This window comes from Leifsonia lichenia, assembly GCF_054780215.1.
Genome location: NZ_BAAGWT010000009.1, coordinates 39,293 through 62,590, shown reverse-complemented (window position 1 = coordinate 62,590; position 23,298 = coordinate 39,293). Strand labels below are relative to the sequence as shown.

Below are 23,298 nucleotides of genomic sequence, written 5' to 3'. Positions count from 1 at the left end.
CCTTTCTGCGAAGTTGGCGGCGCTTACGGCACTGGCGGCGCTTACGGCGCTGGCGGCGCTTACGCCGCGACGGCCTCGCGCTTGCCGCCGGGGCCGACGTACTGCGAGCTGCCGTAGCCGATGATGAAGTAGCCGATGATCGCCAGCAGCCAGAGCAGGAAGATGCTGAACGCAGCTCCCTTGCCGAACGCACGGCCGACGCCGAGGGCAACGATGATCGCGACGATGATGTTGACGATCGGGATGAAGTACAGGATCACGAGCGCGCCGTGGAATCCGCCGATCTTCACCAGCAGGTAGGTGTTGTAGATCGGGATGAGCGCACCCCAGCCCGGCTTGCCCGCCTTGGTGAACACGGGCCACAGGGCGATGACGACAAGGATGTATCCGATGAGGCCGCCGATGATGGACGGCACCGGGTTGTATGCGGTGGTCTCGGTGGCGATCAGGCCGTCGGCGGCCAGGGCGATGGGGAACATGGGTGTCCTCTCTGTGAACGGAATGACAGTATCCACTCAGGGTTTCAACAGGGGGACGCGAGGTTAACCGGGCGTGTCGCTGCGTGACCTCGGAGGGGTGCTGGCGCAGGGCGACAGCGCGGCCGACGAGTATCGTCGCGGCGGCGGACGGCTGTCGCTCGGCCCCGCGGTTCGGGAGCCGCCCGGCTGCCGCCGCGACGAGTCTGGAAGGGTGCCGCGTCAGCGGCGCGACACCAGGATGCGCGGGCCTGCGGCCCACGACGCCAGGCACAGGATGCCCGTGAAGGCGAACGCTCCGACGAACGGCCATGCGCCGCCCAGCCCGGCGAGGGCCGCGAACACGATCGCGGTCGCCGCGAGCGAGATCGACGAGCCGATCGCATCCGCTATGGACAGCGCCGAGCTGTTGAAGCCCTGGTTCTCGATCGTCGAGTACTCCAGCGTGAGCACACCCAGCCGCGGATACAGGATGCCCATACCGGCTCCCGCGAACGCCCAGCCGACCACGACGATCACGGGAGGAAGGTGGAAGAGGGCCGTCAGCAGCAGCGAGCCCACAGCGATGCTGAGACCAGCGGAGCCGAGCATGGCGGCCGTCCTGTTGCGGATCGCGGGGAACCTGCCTTGCACCCACGACGCCGCAGCCCAGCTCACTCCGGCAGCCGTCAGGGCGAGGCCGGAGAGCGCTGCCGTGAAACCGAACTCCGTCACCAGCAGCAGCGGAACGTAGACCTCGGCGGCGAAGAACGTCCCGGCGACGATCGCGCGCACCAGGATCACGCTCGGCAGGCCGCGGGCGGCCCGGAGAGCGCGCGCCGGCAGCAGCGGACGGATGGCGTACAGCGCCACAGCCACGGCGAACACCGGCGCTATCCACTGCACGGGGCCGCGCGCCTCCGCGGTCAGATTGAGGGCGAGCACGGCGACAGCGACGAGCACGGCCCAGCCGATGCGGCGAAGATCGAGCGGGGGACGATCGTCGCCATCGGCCGGCCGGTGCACCCCGCGCATCGCGGGGACCACCATCAGCATCGCGAGCACCGCCAGGGCGACGACGCCGAGGAACACCCAGCGCCAGCCGACGGACTCAGCGAGTGCCCCGGCGATCAGGGGGCCGATCAACGACGGGATGACCCACGCAGCCGCGAACCCGGCGAAGATCTTGGCGTGCAGCGACGCGGGGTAGACGCGGGCGACGATCACGTACAGGGCCACCGTCAGCGCTCCGCCGCCGAAGCCGTGGATGAGCCGGCCCGCGACGAAGACGCCCATGTTCTGGGCGGTGCCGACGACGAGCAGGCCGATCACGAACATCCCGACGGATGCGAACAGCGCGTTCCGAGGGCTTCCCCTGTCGCACCAGGCGCCCGCGAGCACCATGCCGACCACGCTGACAGCGAGGGGACCGGCGAACGCGAAGGCGTACAGGCTCGCGCCGTGGAGCTCGCGGCTCACGGTGGGCATGATCGTGGTGACCGCGAGGGCTTCGAACGCCGCCAGCATGATGAGGGCGCACATCCCGATGCTCACCCAGCGGTACTGCTGGCTCAGCACGCCGCCTGGCGGAGGAAGATCGGCGACCGCGCCGCCCTGGTGTTCCGGCGCTTCGGGATGGACGGCCGCGCTCGGCTGCGCGGGCGCGCCGGTGCGGTCGAGGTCGTCACTGGTCATGGTGCGAGCCTATGACCTCAACTACGGTTGAGGTCAATGAACCCGTCGGAACCGATCCTCAGCGTCGGCGAGCTGGCCGCGCGCAGCGGCGTCGCCGTGTCCGCCCTGCACTTCTACGAGCGGCAGGGACTCATCAGCAGCGAACGCACGGCGGGGAACCAGCGGCGCTATCGGCGGGACGTCCTGCGTCGGGTGGCGTTCATCCGGGTCTCGCAGCGGGTGGGCGTGCCGCTCGCCGAGATCCGGGTCGCCCTCGACTCGCTTCCGGAAGGACGCACGCCGACCAAGAAGGACTGGGCGCGGCTCTCCCGGCTGTGGCGGGATGCGCTCGACGACCGCATCCGGGACCTGGAACACCTCCGCGACGACCTCACCGGCTGCATGGGATGCGGGTGCCTCAGCCTGCGCACGTGCGCGCTCCAGAACCCGTCGGACGAACTCGGCGGGAGCGGGCCAGGACCGCGCAGATGGATGGACGACGAGGACTGAAGCGGTCGGCCCGGCCTGGTCGGCCCGGCGTGGTCGGCGTGCCGTGGTCGGCGTGCCGCGATCAGCGTGGCGCGGCCGTCGACGCGCGCACGACGAGCGCCGGTTGCACGTTGCCGGGGTGCGGTTCCTCCGTCGACTCGATCTCGGCGACCAGCCGGGCGACGCAGCGGCGGCCCAGCTCGGCGAAGTCCTGCCTGACCGTCGTGAGCGGCGGGCAGAAGTGCGCAGACTCGGGGATGTCGTCGAAGCCGACGATGCTGAGGTCGCCCGGGATGTCCCTGCCGAGGTCGCGCGCGGCGTGCATCACGCCGAGGGCGAGCTGGTCGTTGGAGGCGAATACCGCCGTGATCGTGCGGTCGGCGAGCAGCGCGAGACCGGCGAGGTAGCCGGATTGCGCCGACCAGTCGCCGCGGATCGGCGGCAGCGCCTCGAGTCCGGCAGAGCGCAGCTCCTCTTCGAAGCCGCGCACCCTGGCCTGCGCCTCGATCCAGCCGAGCGGCCCGGAGACGTGGGCGATCCTGCGGTGTCCGAGGTCGATCAGGTGACGGGTGGCGGCGCGGGCTCCGGCGATCTGATCGACAGACAGCTCCTTCTCCGCGTACTGGGCGCCCGCCTGCAGCGTCACGTACGGCACGTCGAGGCTCGCGGCGATCTGGTCGAGCACCCGCTCCTGCGGGGCGATCACGACGACGCCCTCAACGGCCTGCGCGAGCAGGTGGTCGATCCCGTCCGCGATGCTCTCGGCGCTGAGGTCGGCGAGCTGCGCGACGGTGACGTAGTAGCCGGCCTCGCGTCCCGCGTTCTGGATGGCGCCCATGCTCGACACCGGGCCGTACAGCGCCGCGGCGGAGGAGGTGAGCACACCGATCGTGTTCGACCGGGCGGTGACCAGCGCCCTCGCCGCGCGATTCGGCCGGTAGTGCAGCGCATCCATCGCCTGCACGACCCGCTCCCGCGTCGACGCCCGGATGCTCGGGTGCCCGTTCAGCACGCGCGACACGGTCTGGTGCGACACGCCGGCGACGCGCGCGACATCGCGCATACTGGCGGCTCTACCCGCGCCTTCCTCGTGCGTCACCTCCCAATTATGCGTGCAGCGCCACGGGTTCGAGTCCGGAGTCGTTCAGGCCGGTCCCCGGCGCGTCGCCCGAACAGGTTCGGACTCGATCGTCGGCCTGCGGGGGCGGATGAGGACGGCGGCGAGGGCGAGCGCGAGCGGGAAGACGAGGTGCCACCCGGCGAGGAGGAGGAGACCGGCCGCGAAGACGCAGGAGGCGAGCGACATCCACCAGCCGACCGACCAGCGCGGCAGCAGCACGAGCGCCGAGGCGACGCCGAGCGCGTAGACGGCCGCGGCGATGCTCGTGTGCACGAGGATGAACGGCTGCAGGTCGCCGCTGGCGAGCACCACCGCCGAGTACGCCGCCATGATCACGGCGGACAGCAGCAGCCCGCGGCGCGCGATCCCGCCGTTCTCAGCACCCCGCCCGAACCAGCGCGGCAGGTCGCCGTCTCGCCCCATCGCCGCCCCCAGCTTGCTGAACGCCGCCAGGTACGCGTTGAACACGCCGGTCACCACGATGGCCGCGATGACGGCGACCACGATCCCGCCACCCCTCCCGGACGACACCACGACCAGGTCGAGCAGGGGCACGGCACTGGTGGATGCGCGGCCGCCGAGCACCAGGACCGTCACCGTCTGAATCGCCAGGTAGGCCACGGACACGATCACGAGGGCCAGCGCCGTCGCCCGTGGAATGTCCCGTTTGGGATTGCGGAACTCGCCGCCGATCCCCGCAACAGCCTCCCAGCCGGCGAACGCCCAGATGTACAGGTTCATCGCGAGTCCGACGCCCGCCCAGCCGTGCGGCAGCAGCGGCTGCAGGTTGGCCGGGTCGGCGTGCGGGACGGCGGCGGCGAGCACGAAGACCAGCACAGCCACCAGCGCCGCCGACAGCACGAGCTGCAGCCACCCGGCGAACCGCACGCCGAACGCCGTGACGATCACGGGGATGACCATGAGGCCGACGGCGATGAGCGTGGTGGTCAGCGCATCCCCTCCGATGACGGCGACCACGTACCGTGCCGTCATCAGCGCGGCGATCGGCGCCCCGATCGGCGTGCCGAAGAAGAACCAGTAGCTGATGACGCGGGCGGCGGTCGGGCCGAAGGCGCGCCTGGCGAAGGTCGCGACGCCACCCGCATCCGGATGCCGCCTGGCGAGAGCGGCGAACGTGGCGGCCAGCGGGATGGAGATGACGGCGAGGGCGGCGACCGCGATGATCGACCCCGGTCCGGCCACGGACGCGGCGAGCGCGGGGAGCACGAGGATGCCCGTGCCGAGGACGGCGGCGATGTACAGCGCCGTGCCGCCCGCGACGCCCAGGTGGCCGTGCGGTTCGGCGGGACCGTCCTGCACACCGTCGGCGCGTGTGCCGCGGGCGCGCGCGATCGAGGGCCCGCTTTCCGTCATGTCTCCATGATGGCGCAGACCCCCGACATCGATTCCATCAGGCGCGTGGCTGGCTCGTCAGGTCGTAGACCGTCGTGTTCCCGACGGTCGTCGCCGTGAAGTTCTGCTCCACCCAGCTCGCGATGGCACTGGATGCGCTGCTCCCTCCGTTCGCCTGCCCGACGCCTCCCGCGATGAAGTAGTGGATCTTCCCCGCTGCGACGTATTCCTTGAACTGCGCGAGCGTCGGCGACGGGTCGGAGCCGTTGAAGCCACCGATGGGCATGACGGCCTGCTGGGTGGCGAGCTGGTATCCGGCCGCCGAATTGGAGCCGATCGCCGCGGCGACCCAGGTGTACGACGACGCGTCCGCCGTGAGCAGGGCGCTGAGCTGCGAGCTGACGGTCGAGGAGCCGAGAAGGCCGCCCATCCCGCCGCCCTGAGCGGCGCCGCCGGTGCCAGTGCCGGTGCCGGTGCCGCCCTGCGCGGTGCCGCCGGTGCCAGTGCCCGTGCCGGTGCCGCCCTGCGCCGCACCTGTCCCGCCCGTGCCGCCCGGAGCCGTGCCAGCGCCCGGCCCTCCCGCACCTCCTGGCGCGCCGCCGAACCCGCCGCGGCCTGCGCCGCCGCCCGGACCGCCCATCGACCCGGACACGGTCGGCCCCGCCGTCACGATCGAGCCGGTGTGCGGCGTCGCCACGGTCTCCACCGCGTACGCGGCGGGTGCCAGCAGCGCAGCGGCGAGTGTCGTGGCGATGGTCGCTCCTGCGAACCTCCGGCCGCGCGGGGGCAGCACGAGCAGCACCGCCCCGACGATCGCCAGCACGAGCACCACCACCTTCAGCCAGGGCAGCCAGTCCGCCGCCCGGTCGAGCAGCACCCACGCCCACACCGCTGTGCCCACCAGGGTCACGGCAGACAGGATGCGCACCCACAGTCTCTCCCTCGCCGACCAGGCGGCAGCGGCGCCGATGGCTACGGTCCCCGCCAGCGCCGGAGCGAGAGCGACCGTGTAGTACGCGTGGAAGATCCCCGCCATGAAACTGAACGCGAGCGCCGTGACGATGAGCCAACCGCCGAAGAGCAGCAGGGTCGCCCGGCGGGCGTCCGTCCGCTTCGCGGCACGGCCGAGCACCAGAGCGAGCACGAACAGCACCAGCGCGGCGGGCAGCAGCCAGGAGATCTGGCCGCCGATCTCGTTCTCGAATAGGCGCAGGATGCCGGTGGCTCCCCACATCCCGCCTCCGGTCGTCGTTCCACCGCCGCCGGTGACGCTTCCGGTCTCATCGCCGGTGAGACGGCCGAGCCCGTTGTAGCCGAAGGTCAGCTCCAGGAAGCTGTTGGTCTGCGATCCGCCGATGTACGGGCGCAGGGATGCCGGCACCAGCTCGACAACGGCGACCCACCACCCCGCAGCCACGATCACGGCGCCGAGGGCCGCGAAAAGCTGACCGAATCGCTTCTTCACGGAGACGGGCGCAACCGCGAGGTACACCCCAGCCAGCACCGGGAGGATGAGGAAGGCCTGGAGCTGCTTGGTCAGGAAGCCGAAACCGACCGCCACCCCGGCCAGCAGTAGCCAGCGCGTCCGCCCGGACTCGATCGCGCGCAGGGTGAAGTAGAGCGACGCGGTCAGCAGGAGCACCAGCAGCGCATCCGGGTTGTTGAACCTGAACATCAGGACGGCGACCGGCGTGATCGCCAGCACCCCTCCCGCGAGCAGCGCGGTCTGTGCGGAGCAGTGCCGCCGCACGATGCAGTAGACGATGGCCACCGTCGCGACGCCCATCAGCGCCTCCGGCACCAGGATGCTCCACGAGCTCAGCCCGAACAGCCGCACCGAGAGCGCCATGATCCACAGGCTCGCCGGTGGCTTGTCGACCGTGATCGAGTTGGCCGCGTCGCTGGAGCCGTAGAAGAACGCCTCCCAGTCGACGCTTCCCGCCTGCACGGCCGCCGAGTAGAACGAGTTGGCGTAGCCGCTCGCCGCCAGGTCCCAGAGGTAGAGGACCGCTGCGACGCCGAGCAGGCCGAGCAGGGCGGGGCGCTCCCAGGCGGCGCTCCCCTCTCTGCCCCTGATCAGCCGGCGTCCGGCCGCCCGGAGACGCCTCGTGCCGGGTGGGGCGTCGGAGACCGGGTATGTCACGGCCGGTCGGTCCTGCGTTGTGGTGGTCATGATCCGCTCGCTTCCTGTCGAAGGCCTGTCTCGTGCATCGAGTGGTCCCGAATCGCCGCGCGAGCATCCGGCGTCGCGGCAATTCGGGACCACTCAATGGCTGGGGGGGTGGGGAGAGGGAGGGGGGTGGGGGATGCGCGAAAGACCCAGAGGCGCAGGAGCACGAAGCGCACGAGGGTCGCCGCGAGGTTGGCGGCCGTGAGCACTATCAGCTCCGCTCTGGCGCCGGCGGTCGGCGCCGTCAGGTGGAGCACGGCGAGCGATCCGGCCGTCATCCCCCAGGCGACCGCGAACACGATCAGCCCCTGGAACTGGTGGCGCACGGCTCCGCTCCTGCCCTTGACCCCGAATGTGAACCTCCTGTTCGCCCAGGTGTTCGCGACCGTGGTGATCAGCAGCGCGGCGAAGTTCGCGAGCTGCGCGGGGAAGACTCCCTGCAACAGCAGGTACAGCACGGCGTACGCCGCGGTGGAGAGCACGCCGACGACGCCGAACCGCACCACCTGCCCGAAGAAGCTCGGCGGTCTCGGCGGAGCGAACGGCCGCCTGCCGAGCTCCGCGTACACGGACTCGAGCGGGATGCGGCCGCGGGCGATGTTGCTGCCGACCCTGAGCATCCCCTTGAGGTCTTCTCGCGCCGTCGACACGATGTCGACAGAGCTGTCCGGATCGTCCACCCAGTCGACGGGGATCTCGTGGATGCGCAGGCCCGCCCGCTCCGCGAGGATCAGCAGTTCGGTGTCGAAGAACCACGCGTCGTCCTCGACAAGCGGCAGCAGGCGGTGCGCCACCTCCCTCCTGATGGCCTTGAACCCGCACTGCGCGTCGCTGAAGCTGACGGCCATGGTGCGGCGCAGCAGCAGGTTGTAGCTGCGGGAGATGAACTCGCGCTTGCCACCGCGTGTGACCCGCGCGCTGTGCCCCAGCCTGGTGCCGATGGCCAGGTCGGAGTGGCCGGAGAGGAGCGGTGCGACGAGCGGGAGGAGGGCGGCGAGGTCTGTGGAGAGGTCTTCGTCGAGGTAGACCAGCACGTCGGCCGGCGACGAGCCCCACACCTGCTTGAGCGCGCGACCCCGCCCCTTCTGAGGGATGTGCACCGCGACGACGCCGGAGAGCTCGGCCGCGAGGGCGTCGGCGATCAGCGGGGTGGCGTCCGTGCTCGCGTTGTCGGCGATCGTGATGCGCCAGGTCTGGTCGATCTCGCCGATCAGGTAGGCGTTGAGCTGACGGATGGACTGTTCGAGCGTCGCCTGCTCGTTGTAGACGGGCACGACGATGTCGAGCGACAGGGGTGAGAGTGAGTGCGACATGAGGACAACCCTCACGTCGTTACATTCCTGTGACCTTTGCTGGCCCTATGCGGAATGAATGCATATTCTCCGGGGTGGCTATGCGCTGCCGATCAGAGCCCTGCGTGCGCCGCAAGCACCTCCACTGCGAGGCGCCAGTCCGACGACGGAACGCCGTCCCCCGTCTCCGAGCCCTCCTCCTCGCCCGGCAGCCGCGCGACGAACCGCGGCCACGCCTCGCCGTCGATCCGCACCTCCTCGATGAGGCCGAGGTACTCCCCGCCGTAGTAGACCTCCCACGCCGCCGTCGCGGTGGGGCTGTACATGAGCGTGAGCGGCGTGGTGCCGTAGCTGTAGACCGCGTGCTGGTGGTCGAGCTGCTTCCCGGTCATGTCCGGCAGAGTATTCGCAAACGCGACGGTGCGATAGCGGGTGTTGTGTCGTGTTGCGCCGCGTGCCGGATCGGAGCAGCGGATCAGAGCACGGACAGGTCGTCGCCCGACCTGCTCAGCTCGTGCGTCGCATCCACCGCCGCGGAGACCACGTCCTCCAGGCTCCCCCGCACCGCGAAGGCCGCGCGCTGCCGTCCCGCCCCTCCGCCGACCGCCACGATGCGCTTGAGCCCGGCGCGCACGAGCTCCCGGTCGCCGTTCGCGTCCAGGGCCGCGCCGATGTGGGCGACCAGGGCGTCCAGCGCGTCGGCGATGTCGGCGCCCGCCCCGTGCTGTGGATGCGGGAGCCTGCCCTGCGTGCCGGTCAGCGCCGCCTGCCACCCGGCCAGCCGCAGCGCAGCGGACGGAAGATCGGACGGCTGAACGCCCGCGTGCCACTCCGCCGCAGCCGTGTCGACCAGAGCGCGGACGATGGCGGCCAAGACCACCGCATCCCGTGCATCCAGGCAGACGTCTGCGATGCGCACCTCGACCGTCGGCTGCTTGTGCGACAGCCGGGCGTCGAGGTAGACCATGCCGTAGTCGAGGATGACGCCGGTGTCGACGAGCACGCGCTCGAACCTGTCGTACTCCTCGACGGAGCCGAAGACCTCCGTCGGCCCCGCGCTCTGCCACTGGTGCCAGGTGAGGAAGCGGAAGCTCGCATACCCGGTGTCCGCACCGTCCGCGAACGGGGAGTTGGCGCTCAACGCGAGGATCACGGGCAGCCAGGTGCGGATGCGGTCGAGCACCGCGACCCCCTCCTCGCGCGACACGATGCCGACGTGCACGTGGCAGCCGCAGACGAGGGTCTTGTGCGCGGTGGCGCCGTACCGGCGCATCATCTCGCCGTAGCGCTCCTTCTCGGTCGGATGCGGTTGGACGGGGAGCGGGGACATCGCCAGCGCCGCCGCGCGAACGCCGAGGGGGCGGACGAGCTGGTCGGCGCGCTCCCTGCCTGCCACGATGTCCGCCAGGAGGTCGTCGGTGGAGGTCAGCGGCCTGGTCTGCGTCTCGAGCATCTCCTGATGGATCTCGGCGGCGACTTCCGGCGCTGCCTCTCGGTGGTCTTTCCCCTGCCGGTCATCGTCCGCCGCAGCGGCGAGCGCCTGGGGAGCCACGGCTCGCGGGGCGCCGGTGTGCTCGTCGACGAGCAGCAGTTCTTCCTCCACCCCGAAAGTCCTCATGCACCAACTATCCGCGCCAGCACCTGCCCTGGCCAGTCCCCCACCAGGAACGTGTCGGTCTTGACGTAACCGCACGACTCATAGAACCGCACGAGGTCACCCGTGCCCCCGGCGTAGCAGTCGACGCGGAGCATCCGCACGCCCGCCGCCGCTGCCTGCTCGTCGGCGAACGCGAGGAGTGCCCTGCCTGTGCCCTTCGCTCGCGGATCCCGCGACCCGATCAGCACCTTCACGTAGAGCTCCTGCTCGGTCGCCGCGGGGACGTAGTCGGTCGCTTCGCCGAGGATCAGCGCTCCGACGACCCCCGCATCCGGATGCTCGGCCACCCAGGCGCCCGGCTCAGCGACCCACCCGGTCACCCTGTCCACCTGCTTCTGCTGGGTGGAGAACGGTTCCGTGCCCCACTGCCGCGTGTTGCCGATGCTCACGAACCAGGCGATAGCGTCGTCGAAGAGGCGGAGGATCGCTGTGGCGTCGGCTTCGGTGGCGCGGCGGATGGTCGTCGTCATGCTCCGATCATCCCGCGCGTTCCGGCTCCCGCACGGCAGGCTCCTGCCGTTTCCCGAACCGGAACGGAGCCGTGAGCGTCGGCAGCAGGGTGCGCCTGCGCAGGACGAACAGGGTGACGGCGAGCACCGCATACACGGCGGACACGATCAGTCGGGCTTCGGTCGTGGTGAACACGAACGTCGCGGCGAACAGCACGAACAGGGCGACGGCCCAGCGCCCGCTGAAGCGGAGCGTGAGCAGCATGGCGACGCCCAGGATGGTCTGCGTCGCTGTCAGGGTGAACTCCTCCACCTGGCGCGCATCCATCGGGAGGGCCATTCCTCCTCCGCCGATGAGGTGAGCGATCGGAAGGGTGCCGACCAGCGCCGTCCACTGGTTGACCTTGCTGGCGAGCAGGATGCCGATGCCCATCGCCGCCTTGCCCCGCAGCGCGAAGATCACCGCGATCACGAACTCTGGTGCCTCGGACGCGAGCGGAGCCAGCCACTGCACGAGCAGGAAGTCGTCGATCCCGAGCGACCGGCCGCCATCGACGAGGCTGTTCGCGAACGGCTCTGCGAGCAGCAGGATGATCACGGCGGCGAGCACGAAGATCGCGATCACCGTCGTCCGGCGGGCGCGGGTGGGGAGCGTGCCGATGCTGTGGGCGACACCGAGCAGCTCTGGCTCGTCGCTCTCGCCCGTCGACACCCGCCAGAGGTAGTACGCGAACAGGGCGAGCAGCAGCACACCGAGGACGACGTGGATCTGCCCGGTCAGGGGGATCAGCAGGGTGAGCACGGAGGCGACGAGCAGGAGCCCGAGTTCGACCCGGTTGTCCCGCGGCAGCCGGATGGCGAACGGCGTCGCCTGCACATCCGGATCGACGGGGGTGCGACGGCGACGCGCTGCGCGGAAGGCGAGGAACGCGATCAGCAGGATGAAGGGCCAGCCGAAGCCGAGCAGCAACCGGTTGGAGCCGGTCATGTTCGCCGCCGCATACGGGGCCTGCGACGGATCGGAACCCGCGGTGAACGCGAAGTACAGGTCGATGGCGTACTCGGGCAGGATCGCGATGATCGCCAGCAGACCCACCGCGAGGCCGCCGGAGATGTCGACCTCGGCGGCCTCCCCTGCCCAGGCGAGGGCGAAGGCGGCCGCGACGATCGCGACACCGAACGCGAGCACCCCGACGAGTGGGGGGACGTGCGCGCCGGTCAGCCGCAGGGCGACACCTTGGGCGGCGATCAGCGCCACGATCCCGAGGGGGATGACGAGACGACGCCAGGTGGACGCCGGCGCCGATGCGGGAAATGGCGCTGTTCGCGGCGCGGCGGGATGGTGCGGATTCGACACGGGGAGACCCTTTCGATCACAGGCAGCGACCGAGAAGAGCGCAGGGGTGACTCGGTCGCCGTGAATGGCCGACCGAAGGTCTCGTTCGCCCGCACGGACCGTGCTGTGCGGGTGGGGCGCCGGGCCGGTCACCGTGACCGGCCAGTATGTCGACGCACCGCTTCGCCGTCGTGCGGCGGTGGGAACTACTCCCCTTCGATGTCTCCCATCCTGCCCGGAATGCGCGCGATCCTGTGAACCGGCTGGGCATCTTCCCAGCGTTTAGGCCGGCCTGCCGCGGCGGATCAGGTCGACCTCATTCCGCCGTTCGGCCGTCCGACACGAGAAGCTCGACGATCGGCTCCGGATGCGAGAGCGCGGCGAGGTGCCCGCCCGGCACGCGGTGCACATCCACGCTGTGCGCATCCACGCCCAGCCGTTCGCGTGCGACGCGCTCCTGGAAGTCGGCGGGGAACAGCCGGTCGTCCTCGCCGACGATCACCGTGACGGGGACCTTCGGCCAGCCGGGGAAGTCGCACGGCTCTGCGAACATCTCCGCCGAGTCCGGTTCCCCCTCCTGCTGTTCGAGGCCGTCGCGTTCCTCCTGCGGCACGTCGTGGAGGAAGTAGAGGTCGACGTCGAACTCGGCGTCGGGGTCGCGGCCGGCGGCGATGTCGTTCTCCCGCATGGCGGGACCGTGGCCGACCGCCTCCCACCAGCCTTCCGCCGTCTCACCCGGCACGGGGATCATCGCGTTGAGGAAGACGATGCGGCTCACCGGCAGCTTCTGCGCCGCGAGCGCGGCCGTGAAGCCGCCCATCGACTGCGCGACGATCACGACATCGTCAGCGCCGTCCGCCGCTGCGACCGCCGCCGCCGTGTACTCGCCGAGCGCGTGACCGTCACCGGTCTCGAAGTCGACGGCGACCGCATCCACCCCGCGAGCGCGGAGCTGCTCGGCCACACGGTGCCAGACGTATCCGGCGCCGCCTGCGCCGGGAAGCAGGATGTACCGCATCTTCCCACCCACGCGCTCCTCCTCCCCCATCCCCCGAAGCTACCGCCCCTCACACCATCGAGCCCAGCCTTTTTCACTGCAAAACGCGTTCTTGCGGTGAAAAAGCCTGGGCTCGATGGCTTCGCGCTCGGGGCGGCGCGCTAGCGGGAGAGCGCCTGGTCGATGTCGGCGAGGAGGTCGGAGACGTCTTCGATGCCGACGGAGAGGCGGATCACGTTGTCTGGGACCTCGAGTTCCGTGCCGCGCACGGAGGCGTGCGTCATCTCGCTCGGGTAGCCGATCAGGGACTCGACCCCGCCCAGCGACTCGGCGAGCTGGAACACCTCGGTCGACTCCGCGAAGCGGCGCGCAGCTGCTGCCCCTCCGCTGAGAGCCACCGACAGCATCCCGCCGAAGCCGCTCATCTGGCGGGCGGCCAGCTCGTGGCCGGGGTGGGTCGGCAGGCCGGGGTAGTAGACGGCGTCGATCCCCGCGCGGCCGACCAGGGCCTCCGCGATGGCCTGCGCGTTCTCGGTGTGACGCTGCATCCGCACGGCGAGCGTCTTGATGCCGCGGGTCGTGAGCCACGCATCCATCGGCGCCGACACCGCGCCGGCAGCGAACTGGATGAACTGCACCTTCGACGCCAGCTCCTCGTCGGAGAAGACGAGGGCGCCGCCGAGCACATCGGAGTGACCGCCGAGGTACTTGGTGGTCGAGTGGGCCACCACGTCGGCGCCGAGCGACAGCGGCTGCTGCAGAGCAGGCGATGCGAACGTGTTGTCCACCACGACCAGCGCGCCGACCGCGTGGCCGAGCTCCGCCAGCGCCGCGATGTCGCTGATCTTCATCAGCGGGTTGCTGGGCGTCTCGATCCAGAGCACGCGCGTGCGGTCGGTCTGCAGGGCTGTGCGCACCGCATCCAGGTCGGTGAGGTCGACCGTGGTGTTGCGGATCTCCCATGCGCCGTGGATGCGGTTGATCAGCCGGTGCGTCCCGCCGTAGACGTCGTTGCCGAGCACCACGTGGTCGCCCGGCTGGAGCACGGCGCGCAGCAGCGCGTCCTCCGCGGCGAGGCCGGAGGCGAACGACAGCGCGCTGGTGCCGCCTTCGAGGGCGGCGAGCAGCGTTTCGAGCGACGTGCGGGTGGGGTTGCCGCCGCGGCTGTACTCGTAACCGCCGCGGAGGCCGCCGACGCCGTCCTGCACGAAGGTCGAGGTCTGGTAGATCGGCGGGATGATCGCGCCGGTCGTCTGGTCGAACTCCTGGCCGACGTGGATGGCCTGTGTTGCGAACTTCATGTTCTGTCTGCTGCTCTTTCTACTCGCTGAGGAAGTTGAGGAGATCCTGCCTGGTGAGCACGGCGACCGGCTTGCCGTCCTCGGTGACCAGCAGGGCGTTCTCGGTGGCGAGGGCCGCGCGGGCGGCGCTGACCGGTTCGTTGACGCCGATGAGCTGGAACGGGTCGCCGATGTGCGCGCCGACATCGTCGGTCATCGCGGCCCGGCCGCTGAACACCGCGTCCACCAGCGAGGTCTCGTCGAGCGCCCCCGCCACCTCGCCCATGACCACGGGCGGTTCGGCGGTGAGCACGGGCAACTGCGACACGCCGTACGTGTTCATGATCTGAATGGCGTCGCGCACCGTCTCCGATGGATGCGTGTGCACCAGGTCGGGCAGGTCGCCGCGCTTGGTCTTGATGACGTCGTGCACCGTCGCCTCGTCCGGCACGTCGCTGAAGCCGTATGACCGCATCCACTTGTCGTTGAAGATCTTGGCGAGGTAGCCGCGTCCGCCGTCCGGCAGGATCACCACGACGATGTCGTCGGCGGTGAGGTCCTTCGCCGCACGGAGGGCCGCCGCGACGGCCATGCCGCTGGAGCCGCCGACCAGGATGCCCTCCTCCCGTGCCAGCCGCCGCGTGATGTGGAACGACTCGGCGTCGGAGATCGCGATGACCTCGTCTACCACGGTCGGGTCGTATGCGCCCGGCCAGAAGTCCTCGCCGACGCCCTCGACCAGGTACGGCCGTCCCGTTCCGCCGGAGTAGACCGACCCCTCTGGGTCTGCGCCGATCACGCGAACGGCGCCGTCCGACGCCTCCTTGAGGAAGCGCCCCGTGCCGCTGATGGTGCCGCCCGTTCCGACGCCGATGACGACGTGCGTCACCTTCTGGTCGGTGTCGCGCCAGATCTCGGGGCCGGTGGTCTCGTAGTGGCTGCGCGGGCCGTTCGGGTTGAAGTACTGGTTGGGCTTGAACGCGCCGGGGATCTCCGCCGCGAGCCGGTCGGAGACGCTGTAGTAGGAGTCGGGATGCTCCGGCGCCACCGAGGTCGGCGTCACCACGATCTCGGCTCCGTACGCGGTGAGGACGTTGCGCTTGTCCTCTCCCACCTTGTCCGGCAGCACGAACACGCACTTGTAGCCGCGCTGCTGGGCGACGAGCGCGAGCCCGACGCCGGTGTTGCCGCTCGTCGGTTCGACGATCGTCCCGCCGGGCTTCAACAGCCCCTCTTTCTCCGCAGCGTCGATGATGCGGGTTGCAATGCGGTCCTTCGACGAACCTCCGGGGTTCAGGTACTCGAGTTTGACGAGCACCGTCGCCGCGATTCCGTCGGTCAGCCTGTTGAGCTTCACGAGCGGAGTGTCGCCGACCAAGTCGATGATGGTCTCTGCGTAATTCACGCGACCAACCGTAACAGTGCCGCGTGCGGACCGCCCGTAGAATTACGTCATGCCAGTGTCCGACCTCTCGACCGTGGCCCAGGATTACCTCAAAGTGATCTGGTCGGCGACCGAATGGTCGGAGACCCCGATCACGGTCAAGCAGCTCGCCGAGCGCCTTGGCGTCCGCGCAGCCACCATCTCCGACGGCATCCGCCGCCTCGTCGACCAGGGGATGCTCGTGCACGAGCCGTACGGCGGCATCGAGCTGACAGAGACCGGCCGTCACCACGCCGTCGCCATGGTGCGCAGGCACCGGCTGCTGGAGACGTTCCTGGTGGAGGAGCTCGGCTACGGCTGGGACGAGGTGCACGACGAGGCCGAGGTGCTGGAGCACGCGGTCTCCGACGGGCTCATCGAGCGCATCGACCGCAGGCTCGGCTTCCCGTCCCGCGACCCGCACGGCGACCCCATCCCCACAGCGGACGGCACGGCCCACCGACCGGATGCGACTCCCCTGCTCGCCGCGCGCACGGGCGTCCGCCTGACGGTGTCGCGCATTTCGGACGCCGAGCCGGCCATCCTCCGCTATCTCGCAGAGCGCGGCATCGTGCCAGACGCCGAACTGAGCGTCGACGAGCACCGCGAGTTCGCCGGTGACGTAACCGTGCGGCTGGGCGACGCGGAGATCGTGCTCGGCCAGACGGCGGCCGGCGCTGTGTGGGTGGCGGGCGACTGACTCGTCAGCCGACCCACTCCCCCACCGTCAGCACCACCAGCGCGATGTTGAGCACCACCACGAGGGTCGCGATCCCGACCCCGGCCACGCGCATCCAGACGCTGTCGGCCCTGTCTCCCATCACCGCCTTCGACCCGGTGAGTCGCAGCAGCGGGATCATCGCGAACGGGATGCCGAGGCTCAGGAACACCTGGCTGACCACGAGCGCCCAGGTCGGCTCCACCCCCAGAGCGAGGATCGCGATGGCCGGGATGAGCGTCACCACCCTGCGCGTCAGCAACGGGATGCGCACCTTCAGCAGCCCCGCCATGATCGTCGCTCCCGCGTAGCTGCCGACCGACGTGGATGCGAGCCCCGACGCGAGCAGGCCGAGCGCGAACGCGATCCCCACCACGGGGCCGAGCGCTGCCGTGATGGCGGCGTGCGCTCCCTCGATCGTGTCGGTGCCTGCGACGCCGCCGAGGGAGGCGGCGGCGAGCAGCAGCATGGCGATGTTCACGGCGCCGGCGAGCACGAGGGCCGCGACGACGTCGACGCGAGTGGCGCGCAGCAGGGTGCGTCTCGCATCCGGAGTGGTGGCGTGACCGTGCCGGTCGCGGGCGAGGGCGGAGTGCAGGTAGATCGCGTGCGGCATCACCGTCGCTCCCAACATGCTCGCTGCGAGCAGCACGGTCGGGGCGCCGTCGAACCGGGGGACGAGGCCTCCCGCAGCCGCGCCCCAGTCGACCGGGCTGACGAACAACCCGGCGAGGAAGCCGATCGAGATCACGGCGAGCAGCCCGAGGATGACCGCCTCGAACGGCCGCTGCCCCCTGCGCGACTGGATGGCGAGGATGCCGATGGCGACCACGCCGACCACCAGACCGCCGAGTGGAAGGGGCAGGCCGAAGAGCAGATTGAGCGCGATGGCTCCGCCGATCACCTCCGCCAGGTCGGTCGCGGCGGCGACCAGTTCCGCCTGCACCCAGAACGCCCGCCTGCCCCCGGTGCCGAGGCGCGCGCCGAGCAGTTCGGGAAGGCTCCGGCCGGTGACGATCCCGAGCTTCGCCGACTGGTACTGCACGAAAACGGCGATCACGTTCGCGGCGACGAGCACCCAGACGAGCAGGTAGCCGTACTGCGCGCCGGCCGTGAGGTTGGCGGCGACGTTCCCCGGGTCGACGTACGCGATGGCGGCCACGAAGGCGGGACCGAGCAGGAACCAGAGCCGGGTGGACGGGCGGCGCGCACGGGAGGAGCGCCGCTCCTTCGCCGTCACCGCATCCGCCATCGCCAGCCCCTAACTGAATTGTTAGGCCAGCCTAACACTCAGTCGTCGAGCAGCGCGCCCTCCGTCTGCTCGCGGTACAGCCCCGCGTAGACGCCGCCGCGCTCCAGCAGTTCCCTGTGCGTCCCGTGCTCGACCAACTGCCCGTGGTCGATCACGAAGATGACGTCGGCTGCGACGATCGTGGAGAGCCGGTGGGCGATGGCGATCGTGGTCCTGCCCCGGGATGCGGTGTCGAGCGCCTGCTGCACCACCCGTTCCGAGATCGAGTCGAGGGCGCTGGTCGCCTCGTCGAGGATCAGCACCTCCGGGTCCTTCAGCAGCACCCTGGCGATGGCGATGCGCTGCTTCTCCCCTCCGGACAGCCGGTAGCCGCGCTCTCCGACGAGCGTGTCGTAGCCGTCGGGGAAGCTCGCGATCGTCTCGTGGATGTTCGCCTTCCTGGTGGCCTGCTCGATCTCCGCCTGCGTCGCATCCGGTCTGGCGTAGCGGAGGTTCTCCGCGATCGTGGCGTGGAAAAGATACGTCTCCTGGCTCACGATGCCGATGTGCGAGACCAGCGAGTCCTGCTGCAGCGACCGGATGTCGGTGTCGCCGAACAGGATGCGGCCGCTCGTAGCGTCGTAGAACCGCGGGATGAGGTACGAGACGGTCGTCTTGCCCGCGCCGGAGGGACCGACGAACGCGGCGAACTCGCCGGGCTGGATCACGAACGAGACGTCGTCGAGCGTGTTCCTCTCCCCCTCGCGCGCATCCGGGTAGCGGAACACGACGTGGTCGAACTCGACGCGGCCGAGGTCCTGCGCCGGATCGACGGGAGCGGCATCCGGCCGGTCGGAGATGGCGGGTTTGAGGTCGAGGTACTCGAAGATGCGCGCGAACAGCGCGCCGGAGGTCTGCAGGTCGAGCGCCACCCGCATCAGTGCGAGCAGGGGGAAGAGGAGTCTGGCCTGCACCGTGGTGAACGCCACGATCGTGCCGGCGGTGATGTCGGTGGCGCCGCCGAGCACGAGCCAGCCGGACACCAGGTAGACGATGGCGGGGATGGACGACAGGAAGATGTTCACCATCGCGAAGAACCACTGGCCACTCATCGACTGCGACACCTGCAACCGGATCTGGTTCTCGTTCTCGTCCGAGTACCGGCCGACCTCCGTGGCCTGCCTGTTGAAGCTCTTCGAGAGCAGGATGCCGGACACGCTCAGCGTCTCCTGCGTGATCGCCGTCATGTCGGACAGCGATTCCTGCGTCTTCGTGGCGATCCTGGCGCGCACCTGACCGACCCTGCGCTGCGCGATGACCAGAATCGGCATCAGGATGACGGCCACGATGGTGAGCTGCCAGTTGAGCAGGATCATCGCGACGAACGCCGCGATCACCGTGACCGTGTTGCCCAGGATGCTCGACATCGTGTTGGTGAGGACGTTCGCCACACCCCCGACGTCGTTCTGCAGCCTGGACTGGATGATGCCCGTCTTCGTCTTGGTGAAGAAGCTCAGCTCCATCGACTGCAGGTGCGAGAACAGCCGCACCCGCAGCGCACCCATCACCTTGTTGCCGACCGAGGCGGTCAGGTAGGTCTGCCACACGCCGAGCAGTGCAGAGCCGACGAACACCACGATCATCACGACGACGATGGTGATCAGCGCCTCCATGTCCGGCTTGCCGCTCTTCGGGAACAGCCCGTCGTCGAACGCCCGCTGGGTGAGCAGCGGGGGCACGACCGAGAGCGCCGCTCCGATGAGCACGAGCACCATCGTGACGATGATCGCCGTCTTGTGCGGGGCGAACAGCGTCGTGATGCGCCGGAGCAGGTGCGGGATCTTCGGCGCCGTGGCGTTCAGCGCCTTCTGCGCTTCTGCGTCTCCACCGCTCACCCGGCCGCGACCGCCGCCTCCACCACCGGCCATGCCGCGCATCCCGCTCATGGTTTCAGCGTAGACCCGGCGTGACACAACCGTGATGCAAGCGCTTGACGTAAACGCTTGCATCACACCCGTTCTCGGGGGTAGCGTCCGTGCAGGGCGCACCTGCGCCTGCACCAAGAGCTCAACGAGGAGTGAAATGAAAGCAGCACGTCTCTCGGTGATCGCCGGAGTGGCCGTCGTCGGCCTCGCGCTGGCGGGATGCACCGGTGGTGGTTCAGGGGGCAGCGGAGGCGGAGACGCCAGCGCCAACCTCACGTCGAAAGGCCCGATCACCTACGTCCAGGGCAAGGACAACTCGAACGTCGTCCGCCCGCTCGTCGACAAGTGGAACGCGGCCCATCCGGATGAGAAGGTCACCTTCAAGGAGCAGTCCGACCAGGCTGACCAGCAGCACGACGACCTCGTCCAGCACTTCCAGGCCAAGGACTCCGGCTACGACGTCGTCGACGTCGACGTCGTGTGGACAGGCGAGTTCGCCGCCAAGGGCTGGCTGCAGCCGCTGACGGGCGACCTCAAGATGGACAACTCGGCCCTCCTGGCGCCGACCGTCAAGTCCGGCACGTACAACGGCACCCAGTATGCGGCGCCGCAGACCTCGGACGGCGGCATCCTCTACTACCGCAAGGACCTCGTTCCGACGCCGCCGAAGACCTGGGACGAAATGCTCAAGGACTGCGACATCGCCAAGGCGAAGGGCATCGGCTGCTACGCCGGGCAGTTCGCCAAGTACGAGGGTCTGACGGTGAACGTGGCTGAGGCCATCAACACCAACGGGGGCACCATCGTCGGCGACGACGGAAAGACCGTCACCGTCGACAGCTCAGAGGCCAACGCCGGGCTCACCCGCCTGACCGACGGCTTCAAGAACGGGCAGATCCCGGCAGAGGCCATCACCTACCAGGAGGAGCAGGGACGCCAGGCGTTCGAGGCAGGCAAGCTCCTGTTCCTGCGCAACTGGCCGTACGTGTACAACCTGGCCAAGACGGACGGCAGCTCGACCGTGAAGGACACCTTCGGAATCGCTCCGCTTCCCGGCGTCACCGCCGACAAGCCAGGCGTCTCCAGCCTCGGTGGCCACAACGCGGCGATCAGCGTCTACTCGAAGCACAAGGCGACCGCGTTCGAGTTCCTGAAGTTCCTGCAGAGCGAAGAGACCCAGAAGTTCTTCGTGACCCAGGGCTCGCTGGCTCCGGTGCTGTCGTCGCTGTACGACGACGCGAGCCTGAACACGCAGCTCCCGTACCTGTCGACCCTGAAGACGTCGATCGAGAACGCAGTCCCGCGTCCCGTCTCGCCGTTCTACCCGGCCATCACCAAGGCGGTGCAGGACAACTCCTACGCCGCTCTGAAGGGTGACAAGTCGGTCGATCAGGCGCTGAAGGACATGGCTGCGGCCATCAAGACCGCGAGCGCCGGATAACCGACCGGATGCGGCCACCGGGCGGCGGGAACTCTCCCGCCGCCCGGTCCACTTCCCCTGAACCCCGTCTCGGAGGCCTCACATGTCAACGTCGAACGTCGTCGCCCCGCCAGGAACCCAGAACCCCAAGTCGCCGCAGTTGCGCGCCGGGGTGAAGAAGAACCGCCGTCAGCAAAGTCGCTGGGCGCTCTATCTCATCCTCCCCACCCTGGTCCTCCTCGCCATCGTCATCGGTTACCCGGTCGTCAGCGCGATCATCATGTCCTTCCAGAAGGACGCCGGACTCGACCCGGCCACCGGCCTGTTCGTGCAGGGCGGCTTCGCCGGATTCCAGAACTACGCGCACTGGCTGTTCCAGCAGTGCGCCGGACCCAACGGCGAGAGCATCACCTGCCCGCCGGGCAACCTTGGCTCGCAGTTCTGGAACGCCGTCTTCGTCACGTTCTTCTTCACCGCCACCACCGTGGTCCTGGAGACCGTGCTCGGGATGTGGTTCGCGTTCATCATGAACCGCACCTTCCGCGGCCGCGGCCTCGTCCGCGCCGCCATCCTGGTGCCGTGGGCCATCCCGACCGCCGTCACCGCGAAGCTCTGGTACTTCATCTTCTCGGTCGCCGGCATCGCCAACGCCGTGCTCGGCGCGCACATCCTCTGGACCAGCGACGAGTGGGCATCCCGGTTCGCGGTGATCATCGCTGACACCTGGAAGACGACGCCGTTCATGGCGCTGCTCATCCTGGCCGGGCTGCAGATCATCCCGGAAGAGGTGTACGAGGCCGCCAAGGTCGACGGCGCCACCACCTGGCAGCGGTTCTGGCGGGTGACGATGCCGCTGGTGAAACCGGCTCTGCTCGTCGCCGTGCTGTTCCGCGTGCTCGACGCTCTCCGCATCTACGACCTGCCAGCGATCCTCACCGGCGGAGGTGGTGGCACCGGTAATGCCACGACCACCCTCTCCATCCTCGTGGTCGATCAGATCAGGCAGGGCTTCAACAGCGCCTCCGCCCTGTCGACGATCACGTTCATCCTCATCTTCCTCGTCGCGTTCATCTTCGTGCGGTTCCTCGGGACCAACGTCGTCAGAACGCAGGAAGCCCAGCAGAAGGGAGCGAAGTGATGACCACCGTCGCAGGACCGGCAGCGGCAACGGCCGAGGCGAAGTCCCTTCCCCGCACGAAGCAGAAGTCCAAGTCGAGGTCGCGCCAGCGCAACGCGGGCATCCGCACCGGAATCAGCGCGATCATCATCGTGCTGTGGTGCCTGCTGCCGTTCTACTGGATGGTCGTGACCTCGTTCCGCGATGTCGGGTACACGTTCGACACCACGCCGTGGTTCACCCACTTCACCTGGGACAACTACGCGACGGCGTTCTCCACCAAGCTCGGCAACCATCTCGGCCAGGCGCTCCTGAACTCGCTGTTCATCGGAGCCTGCGTCACGATCATCGCCCTGCTGGTCGGCACCTTCGCCGCGTATGCGCTCGCACGCCTCGACTTCAAGTTCAAGGGAATCGTGCTCGGCCTCATCCTCGGTGCGTCGATGTTCCCCGGTGTCGCGCTCATCACGCCGCTGTTCCAGCTCTTCACGAACATCGGCTGGATGGGCACGTACCAGGCGCTGATCATCCCGAGCATCTCCTTCGTGCTTCCGCTGACGGTCTACACGCTCACCTCGTTCTTCCGCGAGATGCCGTGGGACCTGGAGGAGGCAGCACGAATCGACGGATGCACGCAGGCCCAGGCCTTCCGGAAGATCATCCTGCCGCTCGCGGCTCCCGCCGTTTTCACGACGGCGATCCTGGCGTTCATCTCCTCGTGGAACGAGTACCTGATCTCCAGCCAGTTGTCGAGTGACGCCACGCAGCCTGTCACCGTCGCCATCGCCTCCTTCGCCGGCAGTCAGCCGCACCAGGAGCCGTACACCGCCGTCATGGCGGCCGGTACGATCGTGACGGTTCCGCTGGTCATCCTGGTGCTGATCTTCCAGCGCCGCATCGTCGCCGGGCTCACCGCCGGTGGTGTGAAGGGCTGATCGGATGCGCTGGGACGATTCGCTGGAGGTGGTCGATGTCGGCATCGGCATCGTCGGGTTCTTCGCGTTCGCGTTCCTGATCGTTACGATCGTGAGCGAGCTCACGGGCGCCGATGCCCTCGGCTGGGCATTGACACTGTTGGCTCTCGTTCTCATCCTCGTGCTCCTCTGGCAGGCGCGGCTCCGCATCGCGGCGTCGCGTCGGCCGGAGGAGGACGACGAACGCGTCACCCTGCCCCACCAGGGCTCCTGACGAC

The 23,298-nt window shown here is 69.3% G+C and carries 21 protein-coding genes; 6 read left to right on the top strand and 15 right to left on the bottom strand.

Annotation, left to right across the window (positions count from 1 at the left end; genetic code table 11):
- Positions 1-59: 59 nt before the first annotated feature.
- On the bottom strand, positions 60-479 hold the full coding sequence (locus ACYVGI_RS15365; protein WP_460633468.1) for a DUF5684 domain-containing protein: 420 nt from the start codon (positions 477-479) through the stop codon (positions 60-62).
- Between the two features lie 219 nt (positions 480-698).
- A complete protein-coding gene (locus ACYVGI_RS15360) occupies positions 699-2,150 on the bottom strand; it encodes an MFS transporter (protein WP_460633467.1) in 1,452 nt (483 codons plus the stop codon).
- A gap of 36 nt (positions 2,151-2,186) precedes the next feature.
- Here ACYVGI_RS15360 and soxR point away from each other — a divergent pair, with 36 nt between their 5' ends.
- Entirely contained in the window at positions 2,187-2,639 is a 453-nt protein-coding gene (gene soxR, locus ACYVGI_RS15355; RefSeq protein ID WP_460633466.1) for a redox-sensitive transcriptional activator SoxR, read from the top strand.
- Positions 2,640-2,700: 61 nt separating this feature from the next.
- On the opposite strand, the gene ACYVGI_RS15350 is transcribed toward soxR, so the two are convergent.
- The 11 genes from ACYVGI_RS15350 to ACYVGI_RS15300 form a co-directional block, all read right to left on the bottom strand.
- Positions 2,701-3,681: a LacI family DNA-binding transcriptional regulator gene (locus ACYVGI_RS15350; protein WP_460633465.1), complete on the bottom strand. Its 981-nt coding sequence runs from the start codon at positions 3,679-3,681 to the stop codon at positions 2,701-2,703.
- Between the two features lie 81 nt (positions 3,682-3,762).
- Positions 3,763-5,112, bottom strand: a complete 1,350-nt coding sequence (locus ACYVGI_RS15345) for an APC family permease (protein ID WP_460633464.1) — start codon at positions 5,110-5,112, stop codon at positions 3,763-3,765.
- A gap of 37 nt (positions 5,113-5,149) precedes the next feature.
- Complete coding sequence (locus ACYVGI_RS15340; RefSeq protein ID WP_460633463.1) at positions 5,150-7,264, bottom strand: ArnT family glycosyltransferase; 2,115 nt, start codon at positions 7,262-7,264, stop codon at positions 5,150-5,152.
- Complete coding sequence (locus tag ACYVGI_RS15335; protein WP_460633462.1) at positions 7,261-8,574, bottom strand: glycosyltransferase; 1,314 nt, start codon at positions 8,572-8,574, stop codon at positions 7,261-7,263. Before ACYVGI_RS15335 ends, ACYVGI_RS15340 begins: the two co-directional genes overlap by 4 nt.
- A 92-nt stretch (positions 8,575-8,666) precedes the next feature.
- On the bottom strand, positions 8,667-8,945 hold the full coding sequence (locus ACYVGI_RS15330) for a hypothetical protein (RefSeq protein WP_460633461.1): 279 nt from the start codon (positions 8,943-8,945) through the stop codon (positions 8,667-8,669).
- Positions 8,946-9,028: 83 nt separating this feature from the next.
- A complete protein-coding gene (locus tag ACYVGI_RS15325) occupies positions 9,029-10,171 on the bottom strand; it encodes a glutamate--cysteine ligase (RefSeq protein ID WP_460633460.1) in 1,143 nt (380 codons plus the stop codon).
- Complete coding sequence (locus tag ACYVGI_RS15320) at positions 10,168-10,680, bottom strand: GNAT family N-acetyltransferase (protein WP_460633459.1); 513 nt, start codon at positions 10,678-10,680, stop codon at positions 10,168-10,170. Before ACYVGI_RS15320 ends, ACYVGI_RS15325 begins: the two co-directional genes overlap by 4 nt.
- A gap of 7 nt (positions 10,681-10,687) precedes the next feature.
- Positions 10,688-12,016, bottom strand: coding sequence for a sodium:proton exchanger (locus ACYVGI_RS15315; RefSeq protein ID WP_460633458.1), 1,329 nt, complete (start codon positions 12,014-12,016; stop codon positions 10,688-10,690).
- 295 nt (positions 12,017-12,311) lie between these two features.
- Positions 12,312-13,025 carry an alpha/beta fold hydrolase gene (locus ACYVGI_RS15310; RefSeq protein ID WP_460633457.1) on the bottom strand — a complete coding sequence of 238 codons (714 nt, stop codon included), beginning with the start codon at positions 13,023-13,025 and terminating at the stop codon, positions 12,312-12,314.
- Positions 13,026-13,153: 128 nt separating this feature from the next.
- Positions 13,154-14,338 (bottom strand): cystathionine gamma-synthase, encoded by a 1,185-nt coding sequence (locus ACYVGI_RS15305; RefSeq protein WP_460633806.1) that lies wholly within the window; start codon positions 14,336-14,338, stop codon positions 13,154-13,156.
- On the bottom strand, positions 14,313-15,677 hold the full coding sequence (locus tag ACYVGI_RS15300; protein WP_460633456.1) for a cystathionine beta-synthase: 1,365 nt from the start codon (positions 15,675-15,677) through the stop codon (positions 14,313-14,315). Before ACYVGI_RS15300 ends, ACYVGI_RS15305 begins: the two co-directional genes overlap by 26 nt.
- Positions 15,678-15,726: 49 nt before the next feature.
- On the opposite strand from ACYVGI_RS15300, the gene ACYVGI_RS15295 reads away from it, so the two are divergent.
- Positions 15,727-16,395: a metal-dependent transcriptional regulator gene (locus tag ACYVGI_RS15295; protein WP_460633455.1), complete on the top strand. Its 669-nt coding sequence runs from the start codon at positions 15,727-15,729 to the stop codon at positions 16,393-16,395.
- 4 nt (positions 16,396-16,399) lie between these two features.
- On the opposite strand, the gene ACYVGI_RS15290 is transcribed toward ACYVGI_RS15295, so the two are convergent.
- A complete protein-coding gene (locus tag ACYVGI_RS15290; RefSeq protein WP_460633454.1) occupies positions 16,400-17,665 on the bottom strand; it encodes an Nramp family divalent metal transporter in 1,266 nt (421 codons plus the stop codon).
- 38 nt (positions 17,666-17,703) lie between these two features.
- Positions 17,704-19,590 carry an ABC transporter ATP-binding protein gene (locus ACYVGI_RS15285; RefSeq protein WP_460633453.1) on the bottom strand — a complete coding sequence of 629 codons (1,887 nt, stop codon included), beginning with the start codon at positions 19,588-19,590 and terminating at the stop codon, positions 17,704-17,706.
- Positions 19,591-19,726: 136 nt separating this feature from the next.
- Here ACYVGI_RS15285 and ACYVGI_RS15280 point away from each other — a divergent pair, with 136 nt between their 5' ends.
- The 4 genes from ACYVGI_RS15280 to ACYVGI_RS15265 all read left to right on the top strand — a co-directional run bounded on the left by ACYVGI_RS15280 (position 19,727) and on the right by ACYVGI_RS15265 (position 23,294).
- A complete protein-coding gene (locus ACYVGI_RS15280) occupies positions 19,727-21,010 on the top strand; it encodes an ABC transporter substrate-binding protein (RefSeq protein ID WP_460633452.1) in 1,284 nt (427 codons plus the stop codon).
- Positions 21,011-21,092: 82 nt separating this feature from the next.
- On the top strand, positions 21,093-22,127 hold the full coding sequence (locus ACYVGI_RS15275) for a carbohydrate ABC transporter permease (protein ID WP_460633451.1): 1,035 nt from the start codon (positions 21,093-21,095) through the stop codon (positions 22,125-22,127).
- The gene (locus ACYVGI_RS15270) at positions 22,127-23,041 is read left to right on the top strand and encodes a carbohydrate ABC transporter permease (RefSeq protein WP_460633450.1); all 915 of its coding nucleotides are present in this window, start codon (positions 22,127-22,129) and stop codon (positions 23,039-23,041) included. The genes ACYVGI_RS15275 and ACYVGI_RS15270 overlap by 1 nt, the downstream gene beginning before the upstream one ends.
- A gap of 4 nt (positions 23,042-23,045) precedes the next feature.
- Entirely contained in the window at positions 23,046-23,294 is a 249-nt protein-coding gene (locus ACYVGI_RS15265) for a hypothetical protein (RefSeq protein ID WP_460633449.1), read from the top strand.
- Positions 23,295-23,298 lie beyond the last annotated feature (4 nt).